Raw genomic sequence first — 25,600 nt, 5'->3', positions numbered from 1 at the left:
GTACTTCAGTACGCTCCGGTTGCTGTGCGCTGGCCGTAACCAGACTAACTGCGACGATAACGCCCTGGTTATGAGTTGATATGTCGCTATCCCGACTCCTGATTAAAGATTTCCGCAATATTGAAAATGCGGATCTCGCTTTATCTCCCGGCTTTAACTTTCTGGTAGGCGCTAACGGCAGCGGCAAAACCAGCGTGCTGGAAGCTATCTATACGCTCGGCCATGGTCGGGCGTTTCGCAGTTTGCAGATTGGCCGCGTGATTCGCCACGAGCAGGAGTCGTTTGTTTTACACGGGCGTTTGCAGGGTGAAGAACGTGAGACGTCGATTGGCCTGACGAAAGACAAACTGGGTGACAGCAAAGTGCGCATTGACGGCACTGACGGGCACAAGGTCGCGGAACTGGCGCACCTGATGCCGATGCAGTTGATCACGCCTGAGGGGTTTACTTTACTCAATGGCGGCCCCAAATACAGAAGAGCATTCCTTGACTGGGGATGCTTTCACAATGAAGCCGGATTTTTCACCGCCTGGAGTAACCTGAAGCGACTGCTCAAGCAGCGCAATGCAGCGCTGCGCCAGGTGAGTCGTTATGAGCAACTGCGCCCGTGGGATAAAGAACTGATCCCACTGGCGGAACAAATCAGCACCTGGCGCGCGGAGTACAGCGCCGGTATCGCGCAGGATATGGCGGATACCTGCCAGCAGTTTCTTCCCGAGTTTTCTCTCTCCTTCTCTTTCCAGCGCGGCTGGGAGAAAGAGACAGATTACGCCGAAGTGCTGGAACGTAGTTTTGAACGCGATCGCATGTTGACCTACACCGCGCACGGTCCGCATAAGGCGGATTTCCGCATTCGCGCCGACGGTGCGCCGGTGGAAGATACGTTGTCGCGTGGGCAGCTCAAGCTGCTGATGTGCGCCTTACGTCTGGCGCAAGGGGAGTTCCTGACCCGCGAAAGCGGACGGCGCTGCCTGTACCTGATAGATGATTTTGCCTCTGAACTGGATGATGCGCGTCGCGGGCTGCTGGCCAGCCGCTTAAAAGCCACGCAATCTCAGGTCTTTGTCAGCGCAATTAGCGCTGAACACGTTATAGACATGTCCGATGAAAATTCGAAGATGTTTACCGTGGAAAAGGGTAAAATAACGGATTAACCCAAGATAAAATGAGCGAGAAACGTTGATGTCGAATTCTTATGACTCCTCCAGTATCAAAGTCCTGAAAGGACTGGATGCGGTGCGTAAGCGCCCGGGTATGTATATCGGCGACACGGATGACGGCACCGGTCTGCACCACATGGTATTCGAGGTGGTAGATAACGCTATCGACGAAGCGCTCGCGGGTCACTGTAAAGATATCGTGGTAACGATTCACGCTGATAACTCCGTGTCCGTTACCGATGATGGCCGTGGTATCCCAACCGGTATTCACCCGGAAGAGGGCGTTTCGGCGGCGGAAGTTATCATGACCGTTCTGCACGCAGGCGGTAAATTCGATGATAACTCCTATAAAGTTTCCGGCGGTCTGCACGGTGTGGGTGTTTCCGTCGTTAACGCCCTGTCACAGAAGCTGGAACTGGTGATTCGTCGCGAAGGCAAAGTGCATCAGCAAACTTACGTGCACGGTGTGCCGCAGGCGCCGCTGGCAGTAACTGGCGAAACAGAAATGACGGGGACTCAGGTCCGTTTCTGGCCAAGCCACGAAACCTTTACCAACGTCGTTGAGTTCGAATACGACATTCTGGCCAAGCGTCTGCGTGAGCTGTCATTCCTGAACTCCGGCGTCTCTATTCGTCTGCGCGACAAGCGCGACGGCAAAGAAGACCATTTCCACTACGAAGGTGGCATCAAGGCGTTTGTTGAATACCTCAACAAAAACAAAACGCCGATCCACCCGAATATCTTCTACTTCTCCACCGAAAAAGACGGTATCGGCGTTGAAGTTGCGCTGCAGTGGAACGATGGTTTCCAGGAAAACATCTACTGCTTCACCAACAACATTCCGCAGCGTGACGGCGGTACTCACCTTGCAGGCTTCCGTGCGGCGATGACCCGTACCCTGAACGCCTACATGGACAAAGAAGGCTACAGCAAAAAAGCGAAAGTCAGCGCTACCGGTGACGATGCCCGTGAAGGCCTGATTGCCGTTGTTTCCGTGAAGGTGCCGGATCCGAAATTCTCCTCTCAGACCAAAGACAAGCTGGTCTCTTCTGAGGTGAAATCGGCGGTAGAACAGCAGATGAACGAACTGCTGAGCGAATACCTGCTGGAAAACCCGTCTGACGCGAAAATCGTCGTCGGCAAAATCATTGATGCTGCGCGTGCTCGTGAAGCTGCACGTCGCGCGCGTGAAATGACCCGTCGTAAAGGCGCGCTGGACTTAGCGGGTCTGCCGGGCAAACTGGCGGACTGTCAGGAACGCGACCCGGCTCACTCTGAACTGTACCTGGTGGAAGGGGACTCAGCGGGCGGCTCTGCGAAGCAGGGACGTAACCGTAAGAACCAGGCGATTCTGCCGCTCAAGGGTAAAATTCTTAACGTTGAGAAGGCGCGTTTCGACAAGATGCTCTCTTCTCAGGAAGTGGCGACGCTGATCACCGCGCTGGGCTGCGGCATCGGTCGCGACGAGTACAACCCGGACAAACTGCGTTATCACAGCATCATCATCATGACCGATGCGGACGTCGACGGCTCGCACATCCGTACGCTGCTGTTGACCTTCTTCTATCGTCAGATGCCGGAAATCGTTGAGCGCGGCCACGTTTACATTGCACAGCCGCCGCTGTACAAAGTGAAGAAAGGCAAGCAGGAACAGTACATCAAAGACGATGAAGCGATGGATCAGTACCAGATCTCTATCGCCCTTGATGGCGCCACGCTGCACACCAACGCCAGCGCACCAGCCCTGGCGGGTGAAGCGTTAGAAAAACTGGTTTCTGAATACAACGCGACGCAGAAAATGATTGGCCGTATGGAACGTCGTTTCCCGAAAGCGCTGCTGAAAGAACTGGTTTATCAGCCGACGCTGGCTGAAGCCGATCTGGCTGATGAAGCGAAAGTCACTGCCTGGGTGTCCCAGCTGGTTAACGTGCTGAATGAAAACGAAGTTCACGGCAGCACCTGGAACAGCTTTGTGCGTAAAGACGCTGAACTGAACCTGTTCGAGCCGGTGATCCGCGTGCGTACCCACGGCGTTGATACCGATTATCCGCTGGAGCATGAATTTGTGACCGGTGGCGAATATCGTCGTATTTGTACGCTCGGCGAGAAGCTGCGTGGACTGATCGAGGACGATGCGTTTATCGAACGTGGCGAGCGTCGCCAGCCGGTTGCCAGCTTCGAGCAGGCGCTGGAATGGCTGCAGAAAGAGTCACGTCGCGGCCTCGCTATCCAGCGTTATAAAGGTCTGGGCGAGATGAACCCGGAACAGCTGTGGGAAACCACCATGGATCCGGAAAGCCGTCGTATGCTGCGCGTTACCGTGAAGGATGCGATTGCTGCCGACCAGCTGTTCACCACGCTGATGGGTGATGCCGTTGAACCGCGTCGCGCGTTTATCGAAGAGAATGCCCTGAAAGCGGCGAACATCGATATCTAACATGTACCTCAGGCCTGCTCCTGTAGGCCTGATAAGCGAAGCGTCATCAGGCAGTTCGTTTACGTTTGCCGGCTCAGGCCTTATCCGGCCTACCATCGATTGTCAAAAGGGGAATCTCGATTCCCCTTTCTATCCCCCTTTTCGTAGCTGTTTTTTGAGCGGAATCGCGTTAGCATGAGGACGGACTCATTTAATCCGGGGAACTCATGGCTATCAAACTTATTGCTATCGACATGGATGGCACACTTCTGCTGCCCGATCACACCATTTCACCTGCGGTCAAAACGGCGATTGCCGCAGCGCGCGCGCGTGGCGTGAATGTGGTGCTGACCACGGGACGCCCGTATGCCGGCGTTCACAGCTATCTGAAAGAACTACATATGGCACAGCCCGGTGACTACTGCATTACCTACAACGGTGCGCTGGTGCAGAAAGCTGGAGATGGCAGTACCGTAGCGCAAACTGCGTTAAGCTATGACGATTATCGCTACCTGGAGCAGCTTTCCCGGGAAGTTGGCTCACATTTCCACGCCCTCGATCGCAACACGTTGTATACCGCGAACCGTGATATCAGCTACTACACGGTGCACGAATCGTTTGTCGCGACCATCCCGCTGGTGTTCTGTGAAGCCGAGAAAATGGATCCAGAAACCCAGTTCCTGAAAGTGATGATGATTGATGAACCGGAGATCCTCGATAAAGCCATCTCGCGCATCCCAGCAGAAGTAAAAGAGAAGTACACCGTATTGAAAAGTGCGCCGTATTTCCTCGAAATCCTCGATAAACGCGTCAATAAAGGGACGGGCGTAAAATCGCTGGCCGATGCGTTAGGTATTAAAGCCGAAGAGGTGATGGCGATAGGCGATCAGGAAAACGACATCGCGATGATTGAATACGCAGGCGTGGGCGTTGCCATGGACAACGCTATTCCATCAGTCAAAGAAATCGCCAACTTCGTGACCAAATCCAACCTCGAAGATGGCGTCGCGTATGCCATTGAGAAATTTGCGCTGAATTAAGAAATTATGGGCAAGTGCCTTGTTACATTTGCCCTGTTTCAGCCATGATTTGTGGTGCTGAATGGTCTCCCTGGGGAATATGCGCCACGCCGCTGCGCATAATCCATTTACGGGAAAATGCCGACGTCAGGGCTCGGCTTTTCAGGATTTTGCCATACAGTTTGAGACGTAACCTGTGGGTGGCTTTACGGTAAGCGTGATTCATATCTGGCGTATCCCGCAGCAGTACCGATTTGAGGATCTCCGCGCTGTCCAGCGCATAGCTAATCCCTTCCAGCGAGCTGGCGCTGATAAAACCGGCCGCTTCACCAATCAAAAATGCGTTGTCCTCTCCGCAGACAAAGTCTTTCCAGCGTGAGGGGAACAGAACCGTACATTTTTCACTTTTCACCGGTTTGCCGAACTGGAAATGGAATGCTTTCAGCTTCTCCTTCAGCGCGTCAAAGCGTGCCTGTCCGTCCTTCATGGGGTAGGCGCCACCAAAGATAAAATAGCCATCTTTGCTGATACTCCATGAATAACAGTCAGTTGCATCGTTATCAAAAATACAGGAATAGAACGGCACAGGATGTTTCTCCGCAAACCATTGTTGAATAGCGACATATTTACGGATTTGGTGCTGGGGATAGAGATGACGGCGCACCAGTGAATTCGCACCGTCTGCCCCCACCAGATAACGCGCGGTGATCTGCTGCTCCCAACCGTCGGCGCGGAAAATAACATGCCATTTATCGCCCTCGCGCCAGATTTTCCGACACAGGCTGTCGTGGTACACCTGCACATCATCAGGGATGAGAGATTTAAGCCATAAATCAAAAGCATGGCGGTTGATATTAATGTAGCTGCGCTGGTAGTTACGCGTCAAAGAAGCGGCAACATCAACCGTTTTAACGCTAAAAATCTGCGGGTTGGCGATGACATCAACGGGTAAGGTTATACCATCGCGGATAAACGAACGCTGGGCGTCCGGGGCCAGCAGACCGCCGCAGGGTTTAGTGAAACCTTCGTTGCCGCACTGGCGTTTTTTATCCAACGCAATCACGCGCATTTTTCCGCTCAACTGCCGCGCCAGCGCTGCGCCTGCCGGACCTAATCCGATAATCGCCACGTCAAAATGTTCCATCTTTCTGTCCGCAAAAATGAAGATGGCGATACGCTAAAGCCTGAAAGTGAAGTGCTTGTGAAGTATGATTGCTTTAATCGTCTTGTATCAGGGCATCCCATGAAGCAAATCACCTTTACGCCGCGTAATCATCAGCTTACCAATATTAACACCTGGACACCGGACAGCCAGTGGCTGGTCTTTGATGTGCGTCCTTCTGGCACCTCCTTTACCGGTGAAACAATTGAGCGCGTCAATATCCATACTGGCGAACTGGAGGTGATTTACCGGGCTACTCAGGGAGCGCACGTTGGCGTGGTGACCGTTCATCCAAAGTCGGAAAAATATGTATTCATTCACGGGCCTGAAAATCCTGATGAAACATGGCATTACGACTTCCATCATCGTCGTGGGGTGATTGTTACGCAGGCTGGGGTGGAGAATCTGGATGCGATGGATATTACCGCGCCGTACACGCCAGGCGCGCTGCGTGGCGGGAGTCATGTGCATGTCTTTAGCCCGAACGGTGAGTTTGTCAGTTTCACCTATAACGACCATGTTTTGCATGATCGCTCGTCGGCGCTGGATTTACGCAACGTCGGCGTGGCTGCACCATATGGGCCGGTGAAGGTCTCCGCGCAGCATCCGCGTGAATACAGTGGCAGCCATTGGTGCGTGCTGGTGAGCCAGACGACACCAACGCCAAAACCGGGTAGCGATGAGATTAACCGTGCCTATGAAGAGGGCTGGGTAGGAGAAAACAGGCTGGCGTTTATCGGCGATACGTTGTCAGTGAATGGCGAAAAAGTACCGGAATTGTTTATTGTCGATTTGCCACTGGATGAAAGTGGCTGGAAACAGCCGGGGGACGCGCCTCTGGAGGGGACTGACATGACCATGCCTGCGCCGCCATCCGGTATTTGCCAACGTCGCCTGACGTTTACCCATGAGCGCGCCTTCCCGGGGCTGGTGAATCAACCTCGCCATTGGGTTCGCAGTAATCCAAAGGCGTCTGAGATTGCGTTTTTAATGCGTGATGACAGCGGTATTGTGCAGCTATGGCTGATTTCCCCACAGGGGGGAGCACCGCGTCAGCTTACCCAATGCGCTACGAATATTCAGTCAGCCTTTAACTGGCACCCATCGGGGAAATGGCTGGGATTTGTACTGGAGAACAGAATTGCTTGTTGTAATGTTCAAACGGGCGAGATTGATTTTTTAACGGAACGTCATGGTAACCCGCCGTCGGCCGATGCGATCGTCTTCTCCCCTGATGGTCGACAGGTTGCGTGGATGGAAGACGTCGAGGGTTTCCGCCAGCTGTGGGTGACTGAAACCGGGCGTTAACTTATGGAGCGGACATTTCTGCCGGGGGAATAACGGCGTTCGTGGCCTGGGTTCTCTCCTCGCTCTTTTCTACGCGGGATCTCACCGAGTTGTCTTTGCGAAAGAGATCCCACGGTAGCAATACCGTATCGAGCACCGCGGTGAAAGGCATATCCAGAATTGCCAGTGACTTGGTTCCCCAGTTCGTATCACTTTCGCTAATCATTGTGGCACTGGCTCGCGTGCCAGGATATGTCCCTTCTTTGCCACCGGTATGCGACATGATGCTGGAACAGCCGCTTACAAACGCCATCCCACTACACATCGTCAGTGTTACCAACATTTTTTTAATCATCATTTATTCATCTGTATTTATCGTGTTTGCATGGTGAGTTAAAGCGATCCGTTGCGAAAATAACATCACCATTTCGTCGCACTGTGGCGGCCATCGCGATTTAACGAGAACAACTGCTCCCCCCAGTGTATGCAATAGACAACAAACTGCAAAAAAAGTCAGATGAATACGCTTGAAAAGTTTGTATTAAGACCCATTTTTAGAGTGTAGACAAATGAAGGGCATGCCTGATGGGTGTCCTGGCTACCTGACCTGTCCATGATGGAAGGTCAATTATTCTCGCTGATTTCAGGAGCTATTAATTATGCGTAACTTTGATTTATCCCCGCTGTACCGTTCTGCTATTGGTTTTGACCGTCTGTTTAACCTGCTGGAAAATAATCAGGGCCAAAGCAATGGCGGCTACCCTCCGTACAACGTTGAGCTGGTAGACGAAAACCATTACCGCATTGCAATTGCCGTTGCCGGTTTTGCTGAAAGCGAACTGGAAATTACTGCCCAGGATAATCTGCTGGTGGTGAAAGGCGCCCATGCGGACGATCAAAAAGAACGTACTTACCTGTATCAGGGTATTGCCGAGCGCAACTTCGAACGTAAGTTCCAGTTAGCGGAGAACATTCATGTTCGCGGCGCAAACCTGGTAAATGGTCTGCTGTATATCGATCTTGAGCGCGTGATTCCTGAAGCGAATAAGCCGCGCCGCATCGAAATCAACTAATTCTACAGGCCGCTTCAGGCGGCCTTGCTAAGTCATCGGCTTGCCGTCAGGGAGCCGAAAGGTACCTACTCGCTTCTTAGAAGGAGATTATTATGCGTAACTACGATTTATCCCCACTGCTGCGTCAATGGATCGGTTTTGACAAACTGGCCAATGCTTTGCAAAACACCGGTGAAAGCCAGAGCTTCCCGCCTTATAACATCGAAAAGAGCGATGATAACCACTACCGCATTACCCTTGCGTTAGCCGGTTTCCGCCAGGAAGATTTGGATATTCAACTGGAAGGTACGCGCCTGACCGTGAAAGGTACGCCGCAGCAGCCGGAAAAAGAGACCAAATGGTTGCACCAGGGGCTGGTCATTCAGCCGTTCAGCCTGAGCTTTACGCTGGCTGAAAATATGGAGGTCTCCGGCGCAAGCTTCACTAACGGCTTGCTGCATATCGATTTGACCCGGAATGAACCTGAAGCCATTGCTCCACAACGTATCGCTATCAGCGAACGCCCCGCATTAAATAGTTAAATAGCTCCATGCCTTTGCCCCGCCAGAAATGACGGGGCTTTTTTGTGCTTTACCACCCATACATTGCGACTGTACTCTGCGAGAATCCATTTACTTAATGATGTTATTCACAGGGAACAGGATAATGAGTGATATAGCATTGACGGTCAGCGTTCTGGCATTAGTGGCGGTTGTCGGATTATGGATCGGCAACGTAAAAATACGTGGTGTGGGTTTTGGCATCGGAGGTGTACTGTTCGGCGGTATTATTGTCGGGCATTTTGTCGATCAGGCAGGGATGACCCTGAGCGGCGATATGCTGCATTTTATTCAGGAATTTGGCCTGATCCTGTTCGTCTACACCATCGGTATCCAGGTCGGACCGGGTTTTTTTGCGTCATTGCGCGTTTCGGGCCTGCGGCTGAATCTGTTTGCCGTGCTGATTGTCATCATGGGTGGCCTGGTCACCGCGATTCTGCATAAGCTTTTTGCCATTCCTCTTCCCGTGGTACTGGGTATATTCTCCGGGGCGGTCACCAATACCCCGGCGTTGGGTGCCGGGCAGCAAATTCTGCGCGATCTGGGTACCCCTGGCGATGTGGTAGACCAGATGGGGATGAGCTATGCCATGGCTTATCCTTTCGGCATTTGCGGAATTTTACTCACCATGTGGCTGATGCGCCTTATTTTCCGCGTTAACGTCGATGCTGAAGCCCAGCAGCATGAATCCACGCTAACCAACGGGCACGCACTGATTCAGACGATGAACATCCGTGTGGAAAACCCAAACATCAACAATATGGCAATTCAGGATGTCCCGATTCTGAACAGCGACAAAATCATCTGCTCGCGTCTGAAACGTGACGAGACATTGATGGTGCCATCGCCGGGAACGGTTATCCAGATGGGCGACCTGTTACACCTGGTCGGGCAGCCAGCCGATCTGCACAACGCGCAGGTGGTGATTGGTCAGGAGGTGGACACATCGTTGTCGACACGCGGGACTGATTTACGCGTTGAGCGCGTGGTGGTGACCAACGAACAAGTGCTGGGTAAACGTATCCGCGATCTGCACTTTAAAGAACGTTACGACGTGGTGATCTCCCGCCTGAACCGTGCGGGGGTTGAGCTGGTAGCCAGCAGCGACGCCAGCCTGCAATTCGGGGACATCCTCAATCTGGTTGGGCGCCCTTCGTCGATTGACGCCGTTGCCAATGTTGTTGGTAACGCGCAGCAAAAACTGCAGCAGGTGCAGATGCTACCGGTATTTATCGGTATCGGACTGGGTGTTCTGCTGGGGTCAATCCCGCTGTTTATCCCGGGTTTCCCGGTGGCGTTAAAGCTGGGGCTGGCCGGTGGGCCGCTTATTATGGCTTTGATTCTTGGACGTATTGGCAGCATAGGTAAGCTGTACTGGTTTATGCCTCCCAGCGCTAACCTGGCGCTGCGAGAGTTGGGTATCGTACTGTTTCTCGCGGTGGTTGGTCTGAAGTCAGGCGGTGATTTTGTTCATACCCTGACGCAGGGCGATGGTCTGAGCTGGGTGGGCTACGGTATTTTCATTACCGCGATTCCGCTCATTACCGTGGGCTTGCTGGCGCGGATATTCGCCAAAATGAACTATCTGACGCTGTGCGGCATGCTGGCCGGCTCAATGACCGATCCTCCTGCGCTGGCGTTTGCTAACAACCTGCATGCCACCAGCGGGGCGGCAGCGCTCTCCTACGCCACCGTTTATCCGCTGGTCATGTTCCTGAGGATTATCACCCCGCAACTGTTGGCGGTGATCTTCTGGGGAATGGGTTAAAGCGTTAAACCCAGTCTAATAAATTGCTCTGCTGGAGCGTCGCTCTCTTTTAGTAGACGTACCAACAGGGCAATCATCCGCTCCTCCACCTCTTTATCATCGATTGGCGTAAGCTGTTGCGGGTCGGTGTGCAAATCGAACAACAAATGGCCCGTGCGATTGATTCCTGGGTATTTCTCTCGGGACGGAATACGCAACGTTTTAACCCCTTTGGTAAAGCTAAATGGAGGGGACAGTGTTAACGACTGTAATTCCGCCACATCAAAGCGAGTATTCATCTTGATTGGCATCAGGGTGTAGTTCGCAATGTCATTCTCACGTCCGGGTAGCGCCGCGCGCATATAGACATAGCGGCCATCGGTGACATTGACATGCCCACTGAAAACGCCAAACAGGGCCGCATCACGGACTGGAGTGTCATCCGCAAGGATTTTCGCCAGTGGATGACCCTGCACATCAGCAGGGATTGGTTGGTTAAAGAACTCCAATAGTGTCGGCGCCCAGTCAATCATCTGAACCAGAGCGTTACGTTGAACACCCCGCTGACCACCACGTGGGTCCCAGATAAATAAAGGATTGTTTGCCACTTCGTTGTAGTACGGCATCTGATTTTTTGCCCACCACCCATGCTCTCCAAGTAGGAAACCATGGTCGGTACCGACAATGAGCATCGTGTCGTTCCACATGTCAAAACGGTCCATCAGGTCGAGAATACGTCCCAGATTGCGATCGCACATTGACACAAGGGCCCGATATCGGCAGCGAATATGCTCTACCGCCTCTGCGCTTTCTTCAACCTTGCCCCTGGGCCAGTCGTAATGTGGGCCATCCCAGGGATCCTGATACAAGGAGAGATACTCTTCGGTTGTATAAAAAGGTTCATGCGGATCGAAGGTTTCGACCTGCAACAACCAGTTGTCCTGTTTAGCGTTTTTTTCGAGGAATTCACATCCCGCGGTAAAGACGCAGGTTTGCGGGAAGTCTGCTTCCTGCTGTATGTAATTTCGGTTTACCCAGTCATGTCGCCATAATCCTGAAACACCTCCACCGGTCTGTTTCTGGGGCACGCGTAACACCTCAGGAATAGCGGGATCTGCAACACTGGCTTTCCAGTGATCGCCCTCCTGACCACGAATGATTTCCCAAGAGCTGTAGCGGTTATGATAGTTACCACCACCGTCTTCCCAATAATGCAGATGGTCACTGATTAGATGTGTGTAGACCCCCGCTTTTTTCAATAACTCTGGCATTGAGTCGTCAAATGGCTCCAGTGGTCCCCATTCCCGGTGCAAAAAGTTATGTCGACCTGTGTGCAATTCTCGACGGGCTGGCATACAGGGCATGCTGCCAACATAACTGTTGTTGAACGTCGTACAGTGTGCGGCCAGGCGTTGGAAGTTGGGAGCCTGGGTGATCATATCGCCATAAGGTGGCAGATAATGTTTATTCAGGCTGTCGAATAGCAGGATAATCGCTTTCATCACTGCTCCTTACCGGGCAGATAACAAGTGTGGGAAATGCGCCTCAATCACCGCGTAAATCTGCTTACCAATGGTTTCTCCGTCCATAATATTTTCGATGGGTATAAGGTATTGACCATGGCGCGGATCCAGACTGACGACATCAATCAGTTTTTTTGAAATGGCATAGATATCAGCCCATTCAGTAAATCCACCTACTTCGCCTGCTGCTGTATGTTCCATCGCAAATTCGAACTGGAAATCATATTTAGCCAACGCTTTTTTGACGACCGTCTGTAACATTACGCTACTCCCGACACCATAGCCGCAAACAAACAGAAGGTTAATTTTGTCTTTCATGACGATATCCTTTTTATGCAAAGTTAGTTAGCCCGCGTAAGGGCCCAGATTGAATACAGTGGCGATCAGTTTTAGTAATTCGCAAATGGCAGGCCATAATGTCGCCCAGTCAAATATTCCGGTCCAGCCAACCCCTTCTGCTGCCAGACCTGTTAAGGGAATTGCCCATACTGTGCCGAAGGTTTGAATTATCCCCAGCAGGAATGTACAAATGATAACGGAGCGATAACCTCCCATCCGGTTGGCTAAAACACCAATAGGACCGCCAGAGAAGAAAAGGGGCACAAAACCAGGTAATACCATAATAGGGCTTTTGGTAATCAGCAGGATGCCCATCGAAAATATGGTGCCGAAGGTGCAGAAGATGAATCCAAGCGTGGCTGCATTTGGTGAAAAAGGTAATAAAGCGGCAACATCTACTGCCGGAATTGCATCGGGAATTAAACGATCTTGCCAGCCTTTAAAGGAGGCATTTATTTCCCCAACCATCATTCTTACACCCTGCAGGAGAATGACCATATACATGGAAAACTGCAGTCCGAGGTTGATAATATAGATATACCAGGGTTTACCTTTTGCCATCAATTGAACATTTTCAATACCGGTCGACAGCAGAAATCCGCCGACGAACAGCGTCATCACAATGGCAATAGCGGTTACATTATGGTTAAAAATAGCCAGCCAGCCGGGCAGCTTCATGTTTTCTGCATCCTGTTTTTCGGCATCGCCAAACAGGTGGGCAAATTTTGAAAAAAACCAGATCCCGAGCATCTGATTATGGGCGATAGTAAAACCGGCATTATTGGTGATTTTCGCAACGGGTTTAGCGATTAACGTTGTGGCAAAGGCCCAGAAAATACCCGTTAAAACACCAGCAATGATGATTGACTGTACCCAACCAAAACCTAACCAGAATACGATCAACCAGAGTACGGCCTGCGAGTGGGAAACTCCGGTGTTACCGGTTAAGAAGATCCCTTTTACACGTGTATAGCGGCCAAATAATACCAGCAAAAGGTTTGTGAAAAAGGCCAACACGAAAACGTAGCCCACATAACCAAAGTTATCCCCGAGAGCAATTTGGGTGGCGGCTTTCATGGCATACGAATCCATTAAATAACCATGAATACCGTAAGATTTACTGACTGCATCAGCGACAGGCTTAAAGGTGGCTGAAAATTGGAAGCCGCCAAATAACACCATCATCAACCCAACCATCGCGCTGACCATACCAGTAATAATTTTAATTAGCGGTTTTTTATCAAGGGCATACCCCAAACCGACTAACAATCCTATTAGAATGGCGGGTTCTGTTAGAAAAGATTGTATTACATCGATAAATTCAGAAAACATAGTTCAGTCAACCTCCATGATATTCGCTTCCAGATCAAAGTTGGTGATACTCATTCAGTAACGGACGACTATTTGTTTCTGTGACATATTTTTATGAATCTAAAATCACTCTAATAATCAAAATTGCTCATTAAAAGATTGTTTGTGATTTTTTGTGATTTAATTTGCAAAAATACCATGATCATAACCATCATTTATTTAATTGTTTTAAATATATTTAATTTGTATTTATGTTTTACTTTTAAATAAAACTTGCGTAGTCATGTATTTTATTTATATTTCATAATTGAATATTTATGCTTTAATTATTTGTGGTATTTATTTTTATTGAATTAATAGTGTGGTTTTATATTGGTTGTTTCATTTTGTGCACTTATCCACATAAAAAAACCAACATGAGATGTAGGTTTGTTTTTGCGAAAGTCATTACATTCTGTTTTTTTATAAAAAGGAATAGAAAATGAGAGCAACGTATACAGTGAAAATAAATCCTTACAATCAAAACAAACTTTGTGCATTAATTTCATTGGAAAATATAGAAGCGGTAAGGTTTGATTATACTGTTCATGGTAAAACATCAAATACAGACTTCTATTACAGTACTGACGAATATACTTCTCACACACAGGTCATCGTTGTTGGCTTGTATGCTGACTATTTGAATACTGTCGAGATCAATACTTACACGGCGGACAATGAAACCACCACCTTCACGGTAACAATTTCAACAGAGGGTCAGGACTACGGTGATGTGCCTCTGGCGCTGACAATCAATATTGACGACAGCGAGATGGCGGAAAGCACCTTGGGACAGGGCTGGTTTGTCACCAGTGCCTGGAATGGTTATGACATTAATGGCGATCTGCGCATTACCGGTCTCTTCCCCTGGATGTACGGTAACCTGAAGATTATAGACAATGCGTTGTGGTCAGCGTTGGCCAGTGAAACGTATGATCCTGATAAGCATGCATTTGCCCCCACTTTGTATCGTTTTAACCTGGCGGGTAACGTCTCGCAAACCTATACCGCACCTACTGGCTATGGTTTTCATCACGACATCACTACGGATGAGAAAGGTAATCTTTGGTTGTTGGGTTCGTTGCTGGATAACTGGAATGATGAGCAAAAACTGGAGTGTGTAATTTATAAATATGACATCGCCAGTGGGGGGTTACTCTGGCAGCGCGATTACTCTCAGGAGTTTTTGGGAGCCACGGTACTGGATAATACTGATACCAACGATGTACATTTTAATAGCCTCGAATATGTAAAAGAAACCAATCAGTTAATCGTCAACTCACGTTCAAGCTGCACGATTATTGGCCTGAACATTGACTCAGGCGATCCTGAGTGGATTATTGATAATCCGGATTTTCCGGTGTTGAATAGCCCACTCAATTTGAGTGTGGTGAATATCGACGATTTTAACTATCCCAACGGAGAGCATGCGGTTTTTATTACTCAAAACAGCAAGTATCAAGCCTGGCGGGGTGAAAATAAGTTTGTCCTTTCTCTCTTTAACAATAATTCCTGTGCGGATGAGAGTGGGAATGAGTTGGTTCGCATCATTGAATCTGATCCCGTCTCTTATACTTCAGCCGCGCTTGATTCCCTACCTACCATTCTTGCTGTCGATTTAACCGCTGCAACGGTAGAGCAATTGGATCAGTTTAGTTTTCCAGGGCAACGTAGTGAGCTTACATCGTCGGTCTTTGATGTAGGTAATGACTATTACAATGTCTATTTTGGCGCAGAACAATCCTTCTTCGTCTTTGATACAAATAACAATATTGGCCTCTCTATTTACAATATTGATACGGGATTAGGCTATCGCGGCCGCATCTTTTCGTATGAGGAATTACGCTCACTGATCTAACGATTTCATCTTTTCCTACATTATTCTGCACCTTTCAGGTGGATGTACCAAAAAAGGTTGTCCACCTTACATCTATGGGGTTGTCATTTCACTTTGCATGTTTCAGCACAGCCGACGGCGCATAGCCAAATTTGTGTTTAAAAGCTTTGCTGAAATGAAACGAGTCAAAAAAGTTAAGCATATCTGCCACCTGTCCGACCGTATTTCCCTCCTGTTTTAGCAGTGACAGCGCCAGTTCCAGCCGGGCATCGAGATAGTATTCTTTTGGCGTTTTTCCGGTATAACGTAAAAACAGACGGCGTAGCCAGGCTTCGCTACAGGGAATGGTGGCTGCCATATCCGCTACGCTCCAGCGTTTTTGCAGGCTGGCATGCAGAGTGGCAATCAGTTTTTCAATTTGCATCCGTTGTGGGTCTTTTTTACCTTCAGCGTAAATAAGACAAATCCATTGATAAATTATTTTTGTGAGAAAGGCGACGGCCAGATTATTTATCATTGAGTCTGAGGAAGTAATTAATTGTGAAACTTCAGCCAGCTCCTGATTATAAATATCACCATTATAAATAATGCTTTGTTGGCGTAGCGGAATATCCATTACGCTGGTTGGCGTGAACTCCATCCAGTATTGTTCCCATACCAACCCTTCGCAATGATAAGACTGTATATCGGTTGGTTTTAAAAAGATTATACAGTTTCCGGTGAGAGTAATCTGTTCGCCACCTTTTAGCAGGATTTTTCCACAACCCTGGACGGTATAGACAGCAACCCATGAATTAGCTATCAGTGGCTTTTTCTTATCGCGCGGCCAAATAACCCGGTAATGTTCGTCGGCATAGGTATGCCACAGCGAGATCAATGAAATTCCGCTTGAGATCACATTTTCGTTAATCAACAGGGGAATATTGTACGTAGTTTCGTTTTTTACATGCGAACTTTGCATCTTTCCATTCATTTTAATTTCCCGCCGGAGAATTATGCCCACAACCTGAACTTAACAGAAAAAATCCGTTCAGGGATATGACGTTTTTATTTTAAGAAATCTGACTGCCTGACCCGGTGCGCAATACCTCCTGTTACACCCTACAGCTACCGGGACATAATGAAAAAAAAGGGCTATGAGATGAATACGCTACAAATTTTAAGCTTTGTGGGCTTTACGCTGCTGGTGGCGGTAATCACCTGGTGGAAGTTACGCAAAGCGGATACCGGTTCGCAGCAGGGATATTTTCTGGCGGGACGTTCGTTAAAAGCGCCGGTGATTGCCGCATCGCTGATGCTAACCAATCTCTCCACGGAACAACTGGTAGGACTTACCGGCCAGGCTTACCGCAGCGGAATGTCGGTAATGGCCTGGGAAGTGATTTCAGCGATCCCACTTATTTTTCTGGCGCTGATTTTTTTACCGCGTTATCTGCAACGCGGCATCGCTACCATCCCGGATTTTATTGAAGAGCGCTATGACAAAACCACCCGCATCATCATCGACTGCTGTTTTTTGATCGCCACAGGGATTTGTTTCCTGCCGATCATTTTGTACTCCGGCGCACTCGCCTTTAACAGTATGTTTCATGTCACTGAAACTTTTGGTATTTCCCAGCATACGGCAATTTGGCTGATGGCGGTGGTTCTGGGGATAAGTGGCATTTTGTACGCCGTGGTCGGCGGAATGCGGGCGATTGCCATTGCGGATGTCATCAACGGTATTGGTTTGGTGATTGGCGGTCTGATGGTACCGCTGTTCGGTTTAATGGCAATGGGTAAAGGCAGTCTGAGCGAAGGCATTACGCGTTTAACCCAGGATCACAGCCAGATGCTGAACTCGATTGGCGGAAGTCACGACCCGGTACCTATCGGCGCGGCGCTGACCGGGCTTATTCTGGTGAATACTTTCTACTGGTGTACCAATCAGGGGATTGTTCAACGTACTTTGGCGTCAAAAAGTCTGTCGGAAGGACAAAAAGGAGCATTATTAACGGCAGTGCTGAAGATGCTGGATCCGTTGATTCTGGTATTGCCGGGCGTTATCGCCTTTCACCTTTTCCAGGATCTGCCAAAAGCAGATATGGCTTACCCAGCGCTGGTAAACAAAGTGATGCCGTTGCCGCTGATCGGTTTTTTCAGCGCGGTGCTGTTCGGTGCGATCATCAGCGCATTTTGCGGTTTCCTCAACAGCGCTTCGACGCTGTTCAGTCTCGGCATTTATCGTCGGTTGATTAACGAGCAGGCCAGTCCCGACAAGTTGGTCAGCATTGGCCGCCGCTTTGGGTTTATCGTCGCGGTGATCTCTGTGCTGGTCGCGCCGTGGATTGCTTATGCGCCGCAGGGGCTTTACAGCTGGATGAAGCAGCTCAACGGGATCTACAACGTTCCGCTGGTAACCATCGTGATCATGGGATTTTTCTTTCCGCGCATCCCCGCGCTGGCTGCGAAGGTGGCGATGGGGCTGGGTATCGTCAGCTATATCACCATCAACTATCTGGTGAAATTCGACTTTCACTTCCTCTACGTACTGGCCTGCACTTTCTGCATCAATGTGGCGGTCATGCTGGTTATCGGTGCCATCAAGCCGCGTGCCACGCCGTTTAAATTCCATGACGCCTTCGCGGTAGACATGAAACCGTGGAAAAACGTGAAAATCGCCTCTGTTGGCGTCCTGTTTGCGATGATTGGCGTTTATTCCGGTCTGGCGCAGTTTGGTGGCTACAACTCTCGCTGGCTGACGATCCTCAGCTACGCCATTACGGTGGCAGTCGCAATTTATTTGATTTACAGCAGTTGGCAGACGCGGCGTAACGCGACTGCACAATGTGTCCATGACGCTAAGGATGAAGCATGACCCGGCCCAATTTTCTGTTCATTATGACCGATACCCAGGCGACCAATATGGTCGGCTGCTACAGCGGTAAACCGCTGAACACCAATAATATTGATAGTCTGGCAGCGGAAGGTATTCGCTTTAACTCGGCCTATACCTGTTCACCGGTGTGTACGCCGGCCCGCGCGGGGCTGTTTACCGGGATTTATGCCAACCAGTCCGGGCCGTGGACCAATAACGTCGCACCGGGGAAAAACATCTCCACCATGGGGCGCTATTTTAAAGATGCGGGCTATCACACGTGCTACATCGGCAAGTGGCATCTCGATGGACATGACTACTTTGGGACCGGCGAATGTCCGCCCGAGTGGGATGTTGATTACTGGTATGACGGAGCCAATTACCTCGCGGAACTGACTGACGCAGAGATCGGTTTGTGGCGTAACGGCCTCAATAGCATGGAGGATCTGTTGACCAACAATATTGATGAAACCTTTACCTGGGCGCACCGCATCAGTAACCGGGCGGTCGATTTCCTCCATCAGCCTGCGCGTGCCAAGGAACCGTTCCTAATGGTGGTTTCCTATGACGAGCCGCACCATCCGTTTACCTGTCCGGTCGAGTATCTGCAGAAATATCAGGATTTTTATTACGATCTCGGTGCGAAAGCCCATGATGCTTTGCACGATAAGCCCGAGCACCACCGTCTATGGTCGCAAGCCATGCCATCCCCGGTTGGCGATGACGGGCGCTATCACCATCCGCTCTATTTTGCCTGCAACGACTTTGTTGATGATCAGATAGGTAGGGTGATCAATGCCTTAACGCCGCAACAGCGAGAGAATACCTGGGTCATTTATACCTCCGATCATGGTGAGATGATGGGGGCGCATAAGCTCATCAGTAAAGGGGCCGCGATGTATGACGATATCACACGAATTCCACTGATTATGCGCCCGCCGCAGGGAGAGTCTATGCAGGTAGACACGCCGGTCAGCCATATCGATCTGCTGCCGACGATGATGGCGCTGGCGGGTATTGAGAAGCCGCAAATCCTGCCGGGTGAAAACATTCTTGCCGTTGAAAAGCCGCGCGGTGTGATGGTGGAGTTCAACCGTTATGAGATTGAACATGACAGTTTTGGCGGATTTATTCCGGTACGCTGCTGGGTGACGGACGACTGGAAACTGGTATTAAATCTGTTTACCAGCGATGAGCTTTACGACAGGCGTAACGATCCTGATGAGCTACACAATCTGATTGATTCGCCACAATTGGCCGACGTTCGTTGCCAGATGCACGACGCGCTGCTGGACTACATGGATAAAATCCGCGATCCGTTCCGCACTTATCAATGGAGTTTGCGTCCGTGGCGACCTGATGCCGCACCGCGCTGGATGGGCGCTTTTCGCCCGCGCCCTGAAGACGGCTATTCTCCGGTAGTACGCGATTACGACACCGGTTTACCGACCCGGGGCGTAAAAGTGGAAGAGAAAAAGCAGAAGTTCTGACTACAATGCCAGTTGGCGCAAATATCCTTATTTGCACTTACTTGTAGGCCGGATAAGGCGCGAGCCACCATCCGGCAATGACAACCAGAGGAGTTTGGATGAAGATTTCCCGCCTTGGTGAAGCGCCGGATTACCGCTTCTCGTTGGCAAATGAACGTACTTTTCTGGCGTGGATCCGCACCTCGCTGGGGTTTCTGGCGGCGGGTGTGGGTCTTGACCAACTGGCCCCGGATTTTGCCACGCCGGTAATTCGTGAACTGCTGGCGCTGTTGTTGTGCCTGTTTGCCGGTGGCCTGGCGATTTATGGTTACCTGCGCTGGCTGCGCAATGAAAAGGCAATGCGTCTGAAAGAGGACTTGCCGTACACCCATAGCCTGTTAATCATCAGCCTGATTTTGATGATCGTCGCGGTGATTGTCATGGGACTGGTACTGTATGCCGGATAGCCGTAAATCGCGACGGATCGCCGATCCAGGGTTACAACCGGAACGTACCTCGCTGGCCTGGTTTCGCACGTTGTTGGGCTATGGCGCGTTAATGGCGCTGGCGCTAAAGCACAACTGGCATCAGACGGGGTTCCTGTTTTGGGTTTCAATTGTAGTGCTGGCGCTGGTGGCAATCGTTCTCTGGCGTTATACCCGTAGCCGCAACCTGATGGATGTCAGTCATAGCGATTTTTCTGAATCTCATGCGGTGCGTGACAAATTTATGATCTCCCTCGCGGTGTTATCCCTCGCAATACTGTTTGCTGTAGCGCATGTCCGCCAACTTATGGCATTTATCGGGAATTTAGCATGACAGGATGTCAGGTCATGGCCAAGCCGGCCAGCTCTCGTTGTAACCTCGATTGTCGCTACTGTTTTTACATTGAGAAACCCACTCAACCCACAATGGATGACGCTACCTTAGAGACGTTTATTCGCCAGCATATCGCCGCGCAGCCGGGGTCCGAAGTGATGTTCGCTTGGCAGGGCGGTGAGCCGACTCTTTGTGGGATCGACTTTTTTCGCCGCGTGGTGGCGTTGCAAAAACAGTACGGGGAAGGGAAGCAAATCCATAACGCTTTCCAGACCAACGGAATTTTGCTCAATGACGAATGGTGTCAGTTTTTACGCGATAACGGCTGGCTGGTTGGGATTTCCCAGGATGGCCCGGCCGAGTTGCATGATGCTTATCGCGTTAACCGCAGCGGAAAACCGACGCACCATAAGGTGGTGGAGGCCATTGCCAGACTTCGTGAGTATCAGGTGGAGTTCAATCTGTTGGTGGTGATTAACCGCCTGAACAGCCAGCAGCCCGGACAAATGTATCGTTACCTTCGCCAGTGCGGCACGCCGTTTTTGCAGTTCATTCCGCTGGTTGAATATGATGAAAAAGGCGAGCTTACCGCCGACTCGGTCCCGCCGCAGGCATGGGGAACCTTTCTGAATTCCGTCTTTGATATCTGGGTCAGAGAAGATATTGGCCGTGTATTCGTCCAGTTATTCGATTCAACCCTCGGGGTATGGTGCGGGCATCCGGCGCAGATGTGTTCGCTAAGCTCTACCTGTGGGCATGCTTTTGCCCTGGAAGCGAATGGCGATTTGTATCAGTGCGATCACTATGTTTACCCTGATTATCGCTTGGGTAATATTCATCACACATCGCTGGGTGAGCTCAATGCCAGCCCTCGGGCAGGGGAATTTGGTCAGTCCAAGAGAACCACGCTGAGCGCGGAATGTCAGGCGTGTTCACTGCTGCGTTTTTGCCACGGCGACTGTCCTAAGCACCGTGGCAGAAATGGAAAGAGTGCGATTTGCGGTGGATACAGCGCTTTTTTCAATCATACCGCGCCGCATATGCGAGTTATGCGCGATCTCATTAAGCAGCATCGCTCACCCGCGGAGCTGATGGCGATGCTGCGCTGAGATTAGCGCCCTTTCGCCAGGTATTGCGCCATCTCGGTTTCCGGCACCATGCCGCCGCCGGTTGCCCACACCAGATGGGTGGCGTTATTGAGCTGATCCGCGCTGAAGCCATGCATCTGCTGGTAAGCCCTGGAGGCACAAACGTGCTGAGGGCCAGCCATGCCTGCCAGCGCCGACGGCTCAAGACGAATGCCTTCTTCCTGCGCCAGCCAGCCCAGCATATCGTACATTGTCTGATCGTCCAGGGTGTACAGACCGTCGAGCAGACGTTCCATCGCCCGGCCAACAAAGCCTGAGGCGCGACCCACCGCCAGCCCATCCGCCGCCGTCAGGTTGTCGATACCGATGTCCTGTACGGAAATGGTATCGTGCAGCCCGGTGTAAATCCCCAGCAGCATGCACGGTGAATGAGTCGGTTCAGCGAAGAAGCAGTGCACGTTATCGCCGAATGCCAGCTTCAGGCCAAATGCCACTCCGCCAGGGCCGCCACCGACACCGCACGGTAGGTAGACAAACAGAGGATGATCGGCATCCACCACGCGCCCCTGCTGGGCAAACTGCGCTTTCAGACGCTGACCGGCGACCGCATAGCCTAAGAACAGCGTGCGGGAATTTTCATCATCGATAAAGAAGCAGTTCGGATCGGACTCTGCCGCCTTACGACCTTGTTCAACCGCCACGCCATAATCTTCTTCGTACTCCACCACCGTCACGCCGTGGCTGCGCAGCTTGGCTTTTTTCCACGCGCGGGCGTCGGCAGACATATGCACCGTAACGTTAAAGCCGATGCGGGCACTCATGATACCAATCGACATGCCGAGGTTGCCGGTGGAGCCAACCGCGATGCTGTACTGGCTGAAGAACTGTTTAAATTCAGGCGAAAGCAGAACGCGGTAATCGTCTTTGGTGGTCAGCAGACCGGCTTCCAGCGCCAGTTTTTCCGCATGGGTCAGTACTTCATAAATGCCACCGCGGGCTTTAATCGAGCCTGAAATCGGCAAGTGACTGTCTTTCTTCAGCAGGAGTTCGCCGTTAATGTGCTGCCCGAACTCTTTTTCCAACCGTTTTTGCATGGCAGGGATTGCGGCCAGCTCAGATTCGATAATGCCCCCAGTGGCGGCAGTTTCCGGGAAGGCCTGCGCCAGATACGGTGCGAAGCGCGTCAGACGCGCGTGGGCGTCCTCAACGTCGTGTGCTGTCAGGCCAACATACGGTAAACCTTCCGCAAGAGAGGTGGTGCCAGGGTTAAACCAGGTTGTCTCTTTCAGAGCCACCAGATCTTCCACTAAAGGATGCTGGGCGATAAGTGTTTGAATGTTTTCCATAGTCAGTCTCTTCGCGCTTAGATAATAAAGGAAAGCAGGAATGTGCAAGCCAGTGCAATAACGGACGCGATAAATGTCGCGGTCGTATAGTATTTGAACGTTTCATTCAGGGTGGCGCCGCAATACTGCTTCACCAGCCAGAACAGGGAATCGGTGACGATCGTGCAGCCAATAGCGCCGGAACCGATGGCAATGGCGATGATCTCCGGGCTAACGTTGGGATACAGCGGTAGCATCGGGGCAACGATTGCCGTTGCGCCCATCATCGCCACCGTGGCAGAGCCTACCGCCGCATGCAGAATCAGAGCGACCAGCCATGCCAGTAGAATCGGGTGCATATGCATGTTTGAGAGGATCAGCGCCAGAGTATCCGCCAGCCCGCTGCTCTTGAGAATAGCGTTGAATGCGCCGCCTGCGCCTATAATCAGCAAAATGTTAGCAATCGAGCCAAAACCGTTTTCGGTGTGGGTCAGCAGCGCACCCATACCGATGTGCTGACGCAGACCGAGAATGTAATAGGCTACGAAAACGGCGATAAACATCGCGGTGATCGGGTTACCAATAAACTCCAGCAGCGTATACAGCGTACCGCCTTTCGCCATGTTCAGCTCAGCGACGGTTTTGACCAGCATCAGGCCAATAGGTAACAGGACGGTAAACAGCGTGGCACCCAGCGACGGCAGCGTACTTTCGTCGCGCACTTTCAGGTCGGAAAACTCAGCCGGTACCGGTTTAAATGGCAGACGGTTACCGAGGAATTTCAGGTACAACGGTCCGCCGACAAGCGAAGCCATTAAACCAACCAGTAAGCCGTAGACAATCACGGTGCCAATGTCTGCGCCCAGCTTGTTCGCCACGAACAGGGCGGCTGGATGCGGAGGTACGACGCAGTGTACTGCCATCAGCGCCGTACACAGCGGAATCGCCAGCTTCAGTAATGAGGTATTGGTTTTTTTAGCAATCGAAAAGGCCAGTGGAATCAACAGCACCACGCCGACCTCAACGAACAGCGTGATCCCGCAAATCAGCCCGACCAGCACCATAATGACGTCAGCGGAAAGCCAGCGGCAGCGCTGCAGCGTCAGACCGATGCGTTCGGCCGCGCCGGACACTTCCATCATTTTGCCCAAAATGGTCCCAAGGCCAATAACCGCCGCGAGGAAGCCCAGCGTACCGCCGATGCCGCTCTCAATGGCATTGACCATATCTAGCGGCCCCATCCCCATCATCGTACCCACGAAGAAACTGGCTAACAGCAGCGCCAGAAACGGGTGGAATTTGAACTTCACGATGGTCAAAACGATTAACACGATGCTTATCAGCAGCGTGCTCACAACCCAGATTTGAGAGTGCATAGCTCACCTTGCCCTGTGATTAATATAAGGTTATTGGACAAAAATAAGGCACCGTCTGACAAACGATATAAATCTCCTTTCACATGAGCTAGATTGCATCAAGTGAGTGATTTATGTCTAATTACGCTATGTTTATGCGATATGGTTCACCTTGATTCATCTTTATGCTGATTTTTGCAGCGAAGTTTTTTACACTCCGGCGAATGAATCAGGAGGACAGGAGGTGAGTTTGGATCCCCTACGCGAGGTCAGAAACCGGCTGCTCAATGGCTGGCAGTTGTCAAAGCTGTATACTTTTGAAGTGGCGGCCCGGCATCAGTCGTTTGCGCTGGCGGCAGATGAGCTGTCGTTAAGCCCCAGCGCCGTCAGCCATCGCATTAATCAACTGGAAGATGAGCTGGGCATTCAGCTGTTTGTCCGTTCGCACCGTAAAGTGGAACTCACCCACGAGGGTAAGCGGGTGTTCTGGGCGCTGAAATCGTCGCTGGATACGCTGAATCAGGAAATCCTCGATATTAAAAATCAGGAGTTGTCCGGGACGCTCACCGTTTACTCTCGACCTTCTATCGCCCAGTGCTGGCTGGTTCCGGCGCTCGGTGACTTTACCCGTCGCTACCCGTCAATTTCACTGACCATCCTGACCGGAAACGACAACGTCAATCTGCAGCGTGCCGGGGTCGATCTGGCTATCTATTTTGATGATGCGCCCTCCGCGCAGCTTACGCACCACTTCCTGATGGATGAAGAGATCCTACCGGTATGCAGCCCGGACTACGCTCGCCGCCATGACCTTACCGGTTCGTTAGTGAATTTGCCGCACTGCACCTTGCTGCACGACAGACAGGCATGGAGTAACGACTCAGGAACCGATGAATGGCACAGCTGGGCGCAGCATTTTACGGCGAATTTGCCGACATCATCGGGGATTGGTTTCGATCGTTCTGATTTAGCGGTAATTGCCGCCATGAACCATATCGGCGTGGCGATGGGCCGAAAGCGGCTGGTGCAAAAACGTCTCGACAGCGGAGAACTGGTCGCGCCTTTTGGCGATATGGCGCTGAAATGCCATCAGCATTACTACATCACCACGCTGCCCGGCAGGCAGTGGCCGAAAATCGAGGCGTTTATTAGCTGGCTTCAGGAACAGGTTAAATAAGCGGACCGCGAATATTTTTTACGCTTTCTCTCTACACGGAAAGTGAAAAAGCGTGCTA

At 51.0% G+C, this 25,600-nt stretch carries 22 protein-coding genes and 1 other annotated feature; of the genes, 14 read left to right on the top strand and 8 right to left on the bottom strand.

All coding sequences use genetic code 11. The features are described 5' to 3' along the window. Positions 1-80: 80 nt before the first annotated feature. The 3 genes from recF to yidA all read left to right on the top strand — a co-directional run bounded on the left by recF (position 81) and on the right by yidA (position 4,616). Positions 81-1,154 (top strand): DNA replication/repair protein RecF, encoded by a 1,074-nt coding sequence (recF, locus tag SK34_RS11490; protein WP_003844434.1) that lies wholly within the window; start codon positions 81-83, stop codon positions 1,152-1,154. A 28-nt stretch (positions 1,155-1,182) separates the two neighbouring features. Then, complete coding sequence (gene gyrB / locus SK34_RS11485) at positions 1,183-3,597, top strand: DNA topoisomerase (ATP-hydrolyzing) subunit B (RefSeq protein ID WP_003844435.1); 2,415 nt, start codon at positions 1,183-1,185, stop codon at positions 3,595-3,597. Positions 3,598-3,803: 206 nt separating this feature from the next. Next, the gene (gene yidA / locus SK34_RS11480) at positions 3,804-4,616 is read left to right on the top strand and encodes a sugar-phosphatase (RefSeq protein ID WP_048233081.1); all 813 of its coding nucleotides are present in this window, start codon (positions 3,804-3,806) and stop codon (positions 4,614-4,616) included. Positions 4,617-4,638: 22 nt separating this feature from the next. On the opposite strand, the gene cbrA is transcribed toward yidA, so the two are convergent. Then, on the bottom strand, positions 4,639-5,739 hold the full coding sequence (cbrA, locus tag SK34_RS11475) for a colicin M resistance lipid reductase CbrA (RefSeq protein ID WP_048233079.1): 1,101 nt from the start codon (positions 5,737-5,739) through the stop codon (positions 4,639-4,641). Between the two features lie 99 nt (positions 5,740-5,838). Between cbrA and SK34_RS11470 the strand changes: the two genes are divergently transcribed. Beyond that, positions 5,839-7,065: a YidR family protein gene (locus SK34_RS11470; RefSeq protein WP_048233078.1), complete on the top strand. Its 1,227-nt coding sequence runs from the start codon at positions 5,839-5,841 to the stop codon at positions 7,063-7,065. 1 nt (position 7,066) lies between these two features. Here the strand turns inward: SK34_RS11470 and SK34_RS11465 are convergent, their stop codons facing one another. Continuing rightward, the gene (locus tag SK34_RS11465) at positions 7,067-7,399 is read right to left on the bottom strand and encodes a YceK/YidQ family lipoprotein (protein WP_003023879.1); all 333 of its coding nucleotides are present in this window, start codon (positions 7,397-7,399) and stop codon (positions 7,067-7,069) included. A gap of 238 nt (positions 7,400-7,637) precedes the next feature. Beyond that, positions 7,638-7,710, top strand: a sequence feature (ROSE (Repression Of Heat Shock gene Expression) occurs in the 5'-region of heat shock genes and acts as an RNA thermometer to modulate expression.). On the opposite strand from SK34_RS11465, the gene ibpA reads away from it, so the two are divergent. The 3 genes from ibpA (at position 7,704) to SK34_RS11450 (ending at position 10,424) form a co-directional block, all read left to right on the top strand. Continuing rightward, positions 7,704-8,117 carry a small heat shock chaperone IbpA gene (gene ibpA, locus SK34_RS11460; RefSeq protein ID WP_003023882.1) on the top strand — a complete coding sequence of 138 codons (414 nt, stop codon included), beginning with the start codon at positions 7,704-7,706 and terminating at the stop codon, positions 8,115-8,117. It overlaps the preceding feature by 7 nt. Before the next feature lie 92 nt (positions 8,118-8,209). After that, positions 8,210-8,638: a small heat shock chaperone IbpB gene (gene ibpB / locus SK34_RS11455; protein WP_003840609.1), complete on the top strand. Its 429-nt coding sequence runs from the start codon at positions 8,210-8,212 to the stop codon at positions 8,636-8,638. A gap of 124 nt (positions 8,639-8,762) precedes the next feature. Further along, the gene (locus SK34_RS11450; RefSeq protein WP_044714262.1) at positions 8,763-10,424 is read left to right on the top strand and encodes a putative transporter; all 1,662 of its coding nucleotides are present in this window, start codon (positions 8,763-8,765) and stop codon (positions 10,422-10,424) included. On the opposite strand, the gene SK34_RS11445 is transcribed toward SK34_RS11450, so the two are convergent. Genes SK34_RS11445 through SK34_RS11435 form a run of 3 tightly spaced genes read right to left on the bottom strand, consistent with a single transcriptional unit; the run spans position 10,421 to position 13,597 of the window. After that, on the bottom strand, positions 10,421-11,905 hold the full coding sequence (locus SK34_RS11445; RefSeq protein WP_003844439.1) for a sulfatase: 1,485 nt from the start codon (positions 11,903-11,905) through the stop codon (positions 10,421-10,423). The two genes, SK34_RS11450 and SK34_RS11445, sit on opposite strands and share 4 nt — an antisense overlap. Positions 11,906-11,914: 9 nt before the next feature. Then, a complete protein-coding gene (locus SK34_RS11440; protein ID WP_003844441.1) occupies positions 11,915-12,244 on the bottom strand; it encodes a PTS sugar transporter subunit IIB in 330 nt (109 codons plus the stop codon). Positions 12,245-12,271: 27 nt separating this feature from the next. After that, the gene (locus tag SK34_RS11435; protein WP_003844442.1) at positions 12,272-13,597 is read right to left on the bottom strand and encodes a PTS sugar transporter subunit IIC; all 1,326 of its coding nucleotides are present in this window, start codon (positions 13,595-13,597) and stop codon (positions 12,272-12,274) included. 460 nt (positions 13,598-14,057) lie between these two features. On the opposite strand from SK34_RS11435, the gene SK34_RS11430 reads away from it, so the two are divergent. After that, positions 14,058-15,473, top strand: coding sequence for an aryl-sulfate sulfotransferase (locus SK34_RS11430; protein ID WP_003844444.1), 1,416 nt, complete (start codon positions 14,058-14,060; stop codon positions 15,471-15,473). An 88-nt stretch (positions 15,474-15,561) separates the two neighbouring features. Here the strand turns inward: SK34_RS11430 and SK34_RS11425 are convergent, their stop codons facing one another. Continuing rightward, positions 15,562-16,425, bottom strand: coding sequence for an AraC family transcriptional regulator (locus SK34_RS11425; RefSeq protein WP_032937126.1), 864 nt, complete (start codon positions 16,423-16,425; stop codon positions 15,562-15,564). Positions 16,426-16,593: 168 nt separating this feature from the next. Here SK34_RS11425 and SK34_RS11420 point away from each other — a divergent pair, with 168 nt between their 5' ends. From SK34_RS11420 to SK34_RS11400, 5 genes are all read left to right on the top strand, one after another. Continuing rightward, on the top strand, positions 16,594-18,309 hold the full coding sequence (locus tag SK34_RS11420) for a solute:sodium symporter family transporter (RefSeq protein WP_032937290.1): 1,716 nt from the start codon (positions 16,594-16,596) through the stop codon (positions 18,307-18,309). After that, positions 18,306-19,799 carry a sulfatase-like hydrolase/transferase gene (locus SK34_RS11415; protein WP_048233074.1) on the top strand — a complete coding sequence of 498 codons (1,494 nt, stop codon included), beginning with the start codon at positions 18,306-18,308 and terminating at the stop codon, positions 19,797-19,799. Before SK34_RS11420 ends, SK34_RS11415 begins: the two co-directional genes overlap by 4 nt. Before the next feature lie 98 nt (positions 19,800-19,897). Continuing rightward, complete coding sequence (locus tag SK34_RS11410; RefSeq protein ID WP_003840625.1) at positions 19,898-20,245, top strand: YidH family protein; 348 nt, start codon at positions 19,898-19,900, stop codon at positions 20,243-20,245. Then, the gene (locus SK34_RS11405; protein ID WP_003840628.1) at positions 20,235-20,597 is read left to right on the top strand and encodes a DUF202 domain-containing protein; all 363 of its coding nucleotides are present in this window, start codon (positions 20,235-20,237) and stop codon (positions 20,595-20,597) included. The genes SK34_RS11410 and SK34_RS11405 overlap by 11 nt, the downstream gene beginning before the upstream one ends. Continuing rightward, positions 20,594-21,706: an anaerobic sulfatase maturase gene (locus SK34_RS11400; protein WP_174329816.1), complete on the top strand. Its 1,113-nt coding sequence runs from the start codon at positions 20,594-20,596 to the stop codon at positions 21,704-21,706. The genes SK34_RS11405 and SK34_RS11400 overlap by 4 nt, the downstream gene beginning before the upstream one ends. 2 nt (positions 21,707-21,708) lie before the next feature. On the opposite strand, the gene dsdA is transcribed toward SK34_RS11400, so the two are convergent. Together dsdA and dsdX are read right to left on the bottom strand one after the other, a co-directional pair. Next, on the bottom strand, positions 21,709-23,031 hold the full coding sequence (dsdA, locus tag SK34_RS11395) for a D-serine ammonia-lyase (RefSeq protein WP_048233071.1): 1,323 nt from the start codon (positions 23,029-23,031) through the stop codon (positions 21,709-21,711). Positions 23,032-23,048: 17 nt separating this feature from the next. Next, the gene (dsdX, locus tag SK34_RS11390; protein ID WP_048233068.1) at positions 23,049-24,386 is read right to left on the bottom strand and encodes a D-serine transporter DsdX; all 1,338 of its coding nucleotides are present in this window, start codon (positions 24,384-24,386) and stop codon (positions 23,049-23,051) included. A gap of 229 nt (positions 24,387-24,615) precedes the next feature. Between dsdX and dsdC the strand changes: the two genes are divergently transcribed. After that, positions 24,616-25,542, top strand: a complete 927-nt coding sequence (dsdC, locus tag SK34_RS11385) for a DNA-binding transcriptional regulator DsdC (RefSeq protein ID WP_003840637.1) — start codon at positions 24,616-24,618, stop codon at positions 25,540-25,542. The last annotated feature ends 58 nt before the right edge of the window (positions 25,543-25,600 follow it).

The sequence above is a fragment of the Citrobacter sp. MGH104 genome, assembly GCF_001034485.1.
Lineage (GTDB): Bacteria > Pseudomonadota > Gammaproteobacteria > Enterobacterales > Enterobacteriaceae > Citrobacter > Citrobacter freundii.
The sequence above is the reverse complement of the archived record's forward strand: the minus strand, read 5'-3'. Positions and strand labels throughout refer to the sequence as shown.

Coding starts and splice junctions, on each gene's coding strand:
- ibpA (WP_003023882.1), top strand. CDS start 7,704: ATGCGTAACTTTGATTTATCCCCGCTGTACCGTTCTGCTATTGGTTTT.
- dsdX (WP_048233068.1), bottom strand. CDS start 24,386: ATGCACTCTCAAATCTGGGTTGTGAGCACGCTGCTGATAAGCATCGTG.
- SK34_RS11430 (WP_003844444.1), top strand. CDS start 14,058: ATGAGAGCAACGTATACAGTGAAAATAAATCCTTACAATCAAAACAAA.
- ibpB (WP_003840609.1), top strand. CDS start 8,210: ATGCGTAACTACGATTTATCCCCACTGCTGCGTCAATGGATCGGTTTT.
- SK34_RS11425 (WP_032937126.1), bottom strand. CDS start 16,425: ATGAATGGAAAGATGCAAAGTTCGCATGTAAAAAACGAAACTACGTAC.
- SK34_RS11445 (WP_003844439.1), bottom strand. CDS start 11,905: ATGAAAGCGATTATCCTGCTATTCGACAGCCTGAATAAACATTATCTG.
- gyrB (WP_003844435.1), top strand. CDS start 1,183: ATGTCGAATTCTTATGACTCCTCCAGTATCAAAGTCCTGAAAGGACTG.
- SK34_RS11415 (WP_048233074.1), top strand. CDS start 18,306: ATGACCCGGCCCAATTTTCTGTTCATTATGACCGATACCCAGGCGACC.
- SK34_RS11435 (WP_003844442.1), bottom strand. CDS start 13,597: ATGTTTTCTGAATTTATCGATGTAATACAATCTTTTCTAACAGAACCC.
- SK34_RS11440 (WP_003844441.1), bottom strand. CDS start 12,244: ATGAAAGACAAAATTAACCTTCTGTTTGTTTGCGGCTATGGTGTCGGG.
- dsdA (WP_048233071.1), bottom strand. CDS start 23,031: ATGGAAAACATTCAAACACTTATCGCCCAGCATCCTTTAGTGGAAGAT.
- cbrA (WP_048233079.1), bottom strand. CDS start 5,739: ATGGAACATTTTGACGTGGCGATTATCGGATTAGGTCCGGCAGGCGCA.
- SK34_RS11470 (WP_048233078.1), top strand. CDS start 5,839: ATGAAGCAAATCACCTTTACGCCGCGTAATCATCAGCTTACCAATATT.
- recF (WP_003844434.1), top strand. CDS start 81: ATGTCGCTATCCCGACTCCTGATTAAAGATTTCCGCAATATTGAAAAT.
- SK34_RS11465 (WP_003023879.1), bottom strand. CDS start 7,399: ATGATTAAAAAAATGTTGGTAACACTGACGATGTGTAGTGGGATGGCG.
- yidA (WP_048233081.1), top strand. CDS start 3,804: ATGGCTATCAAACTTATTGCTATCGACATGGATGGCACACTTCTGCTG.
- SK34_RS11410 (WP_003840625.1), top strand. CDS start 19,898: ATGAAGATTTCCCGCCTTGGTGAAGCGCCGGATTACCGCTTCTCGTTG.
- SK34_RS11450 (WP_044714262.1), top strand. CDS start 8,763: ATGAGTGATATAGCATTGACGGTCAGCGTTCTGGCATTAGTGGCGGTT.
- SK34_RS11420 (WP_032937290.1), top strand. CDS start 16,594: ATGAATACGCTACAAATTTTAAGCTTTGTGGGCTTTACGCTGCTGGTG.
- SK34_RS11400 (WP_174329816.1), top strand. CDS start 20,594: ATGACAGGATGTCAGGTCATGGCCAAGCCGGCCAGCTCTCGTTGTAAC.
- SK34_RS11405 (WP_003840628.1), top strand. CDS start 20,235: ATGCCGGATAGCCGTAAATCGCGACGGATCGCCGATCCAGGGTTACAA.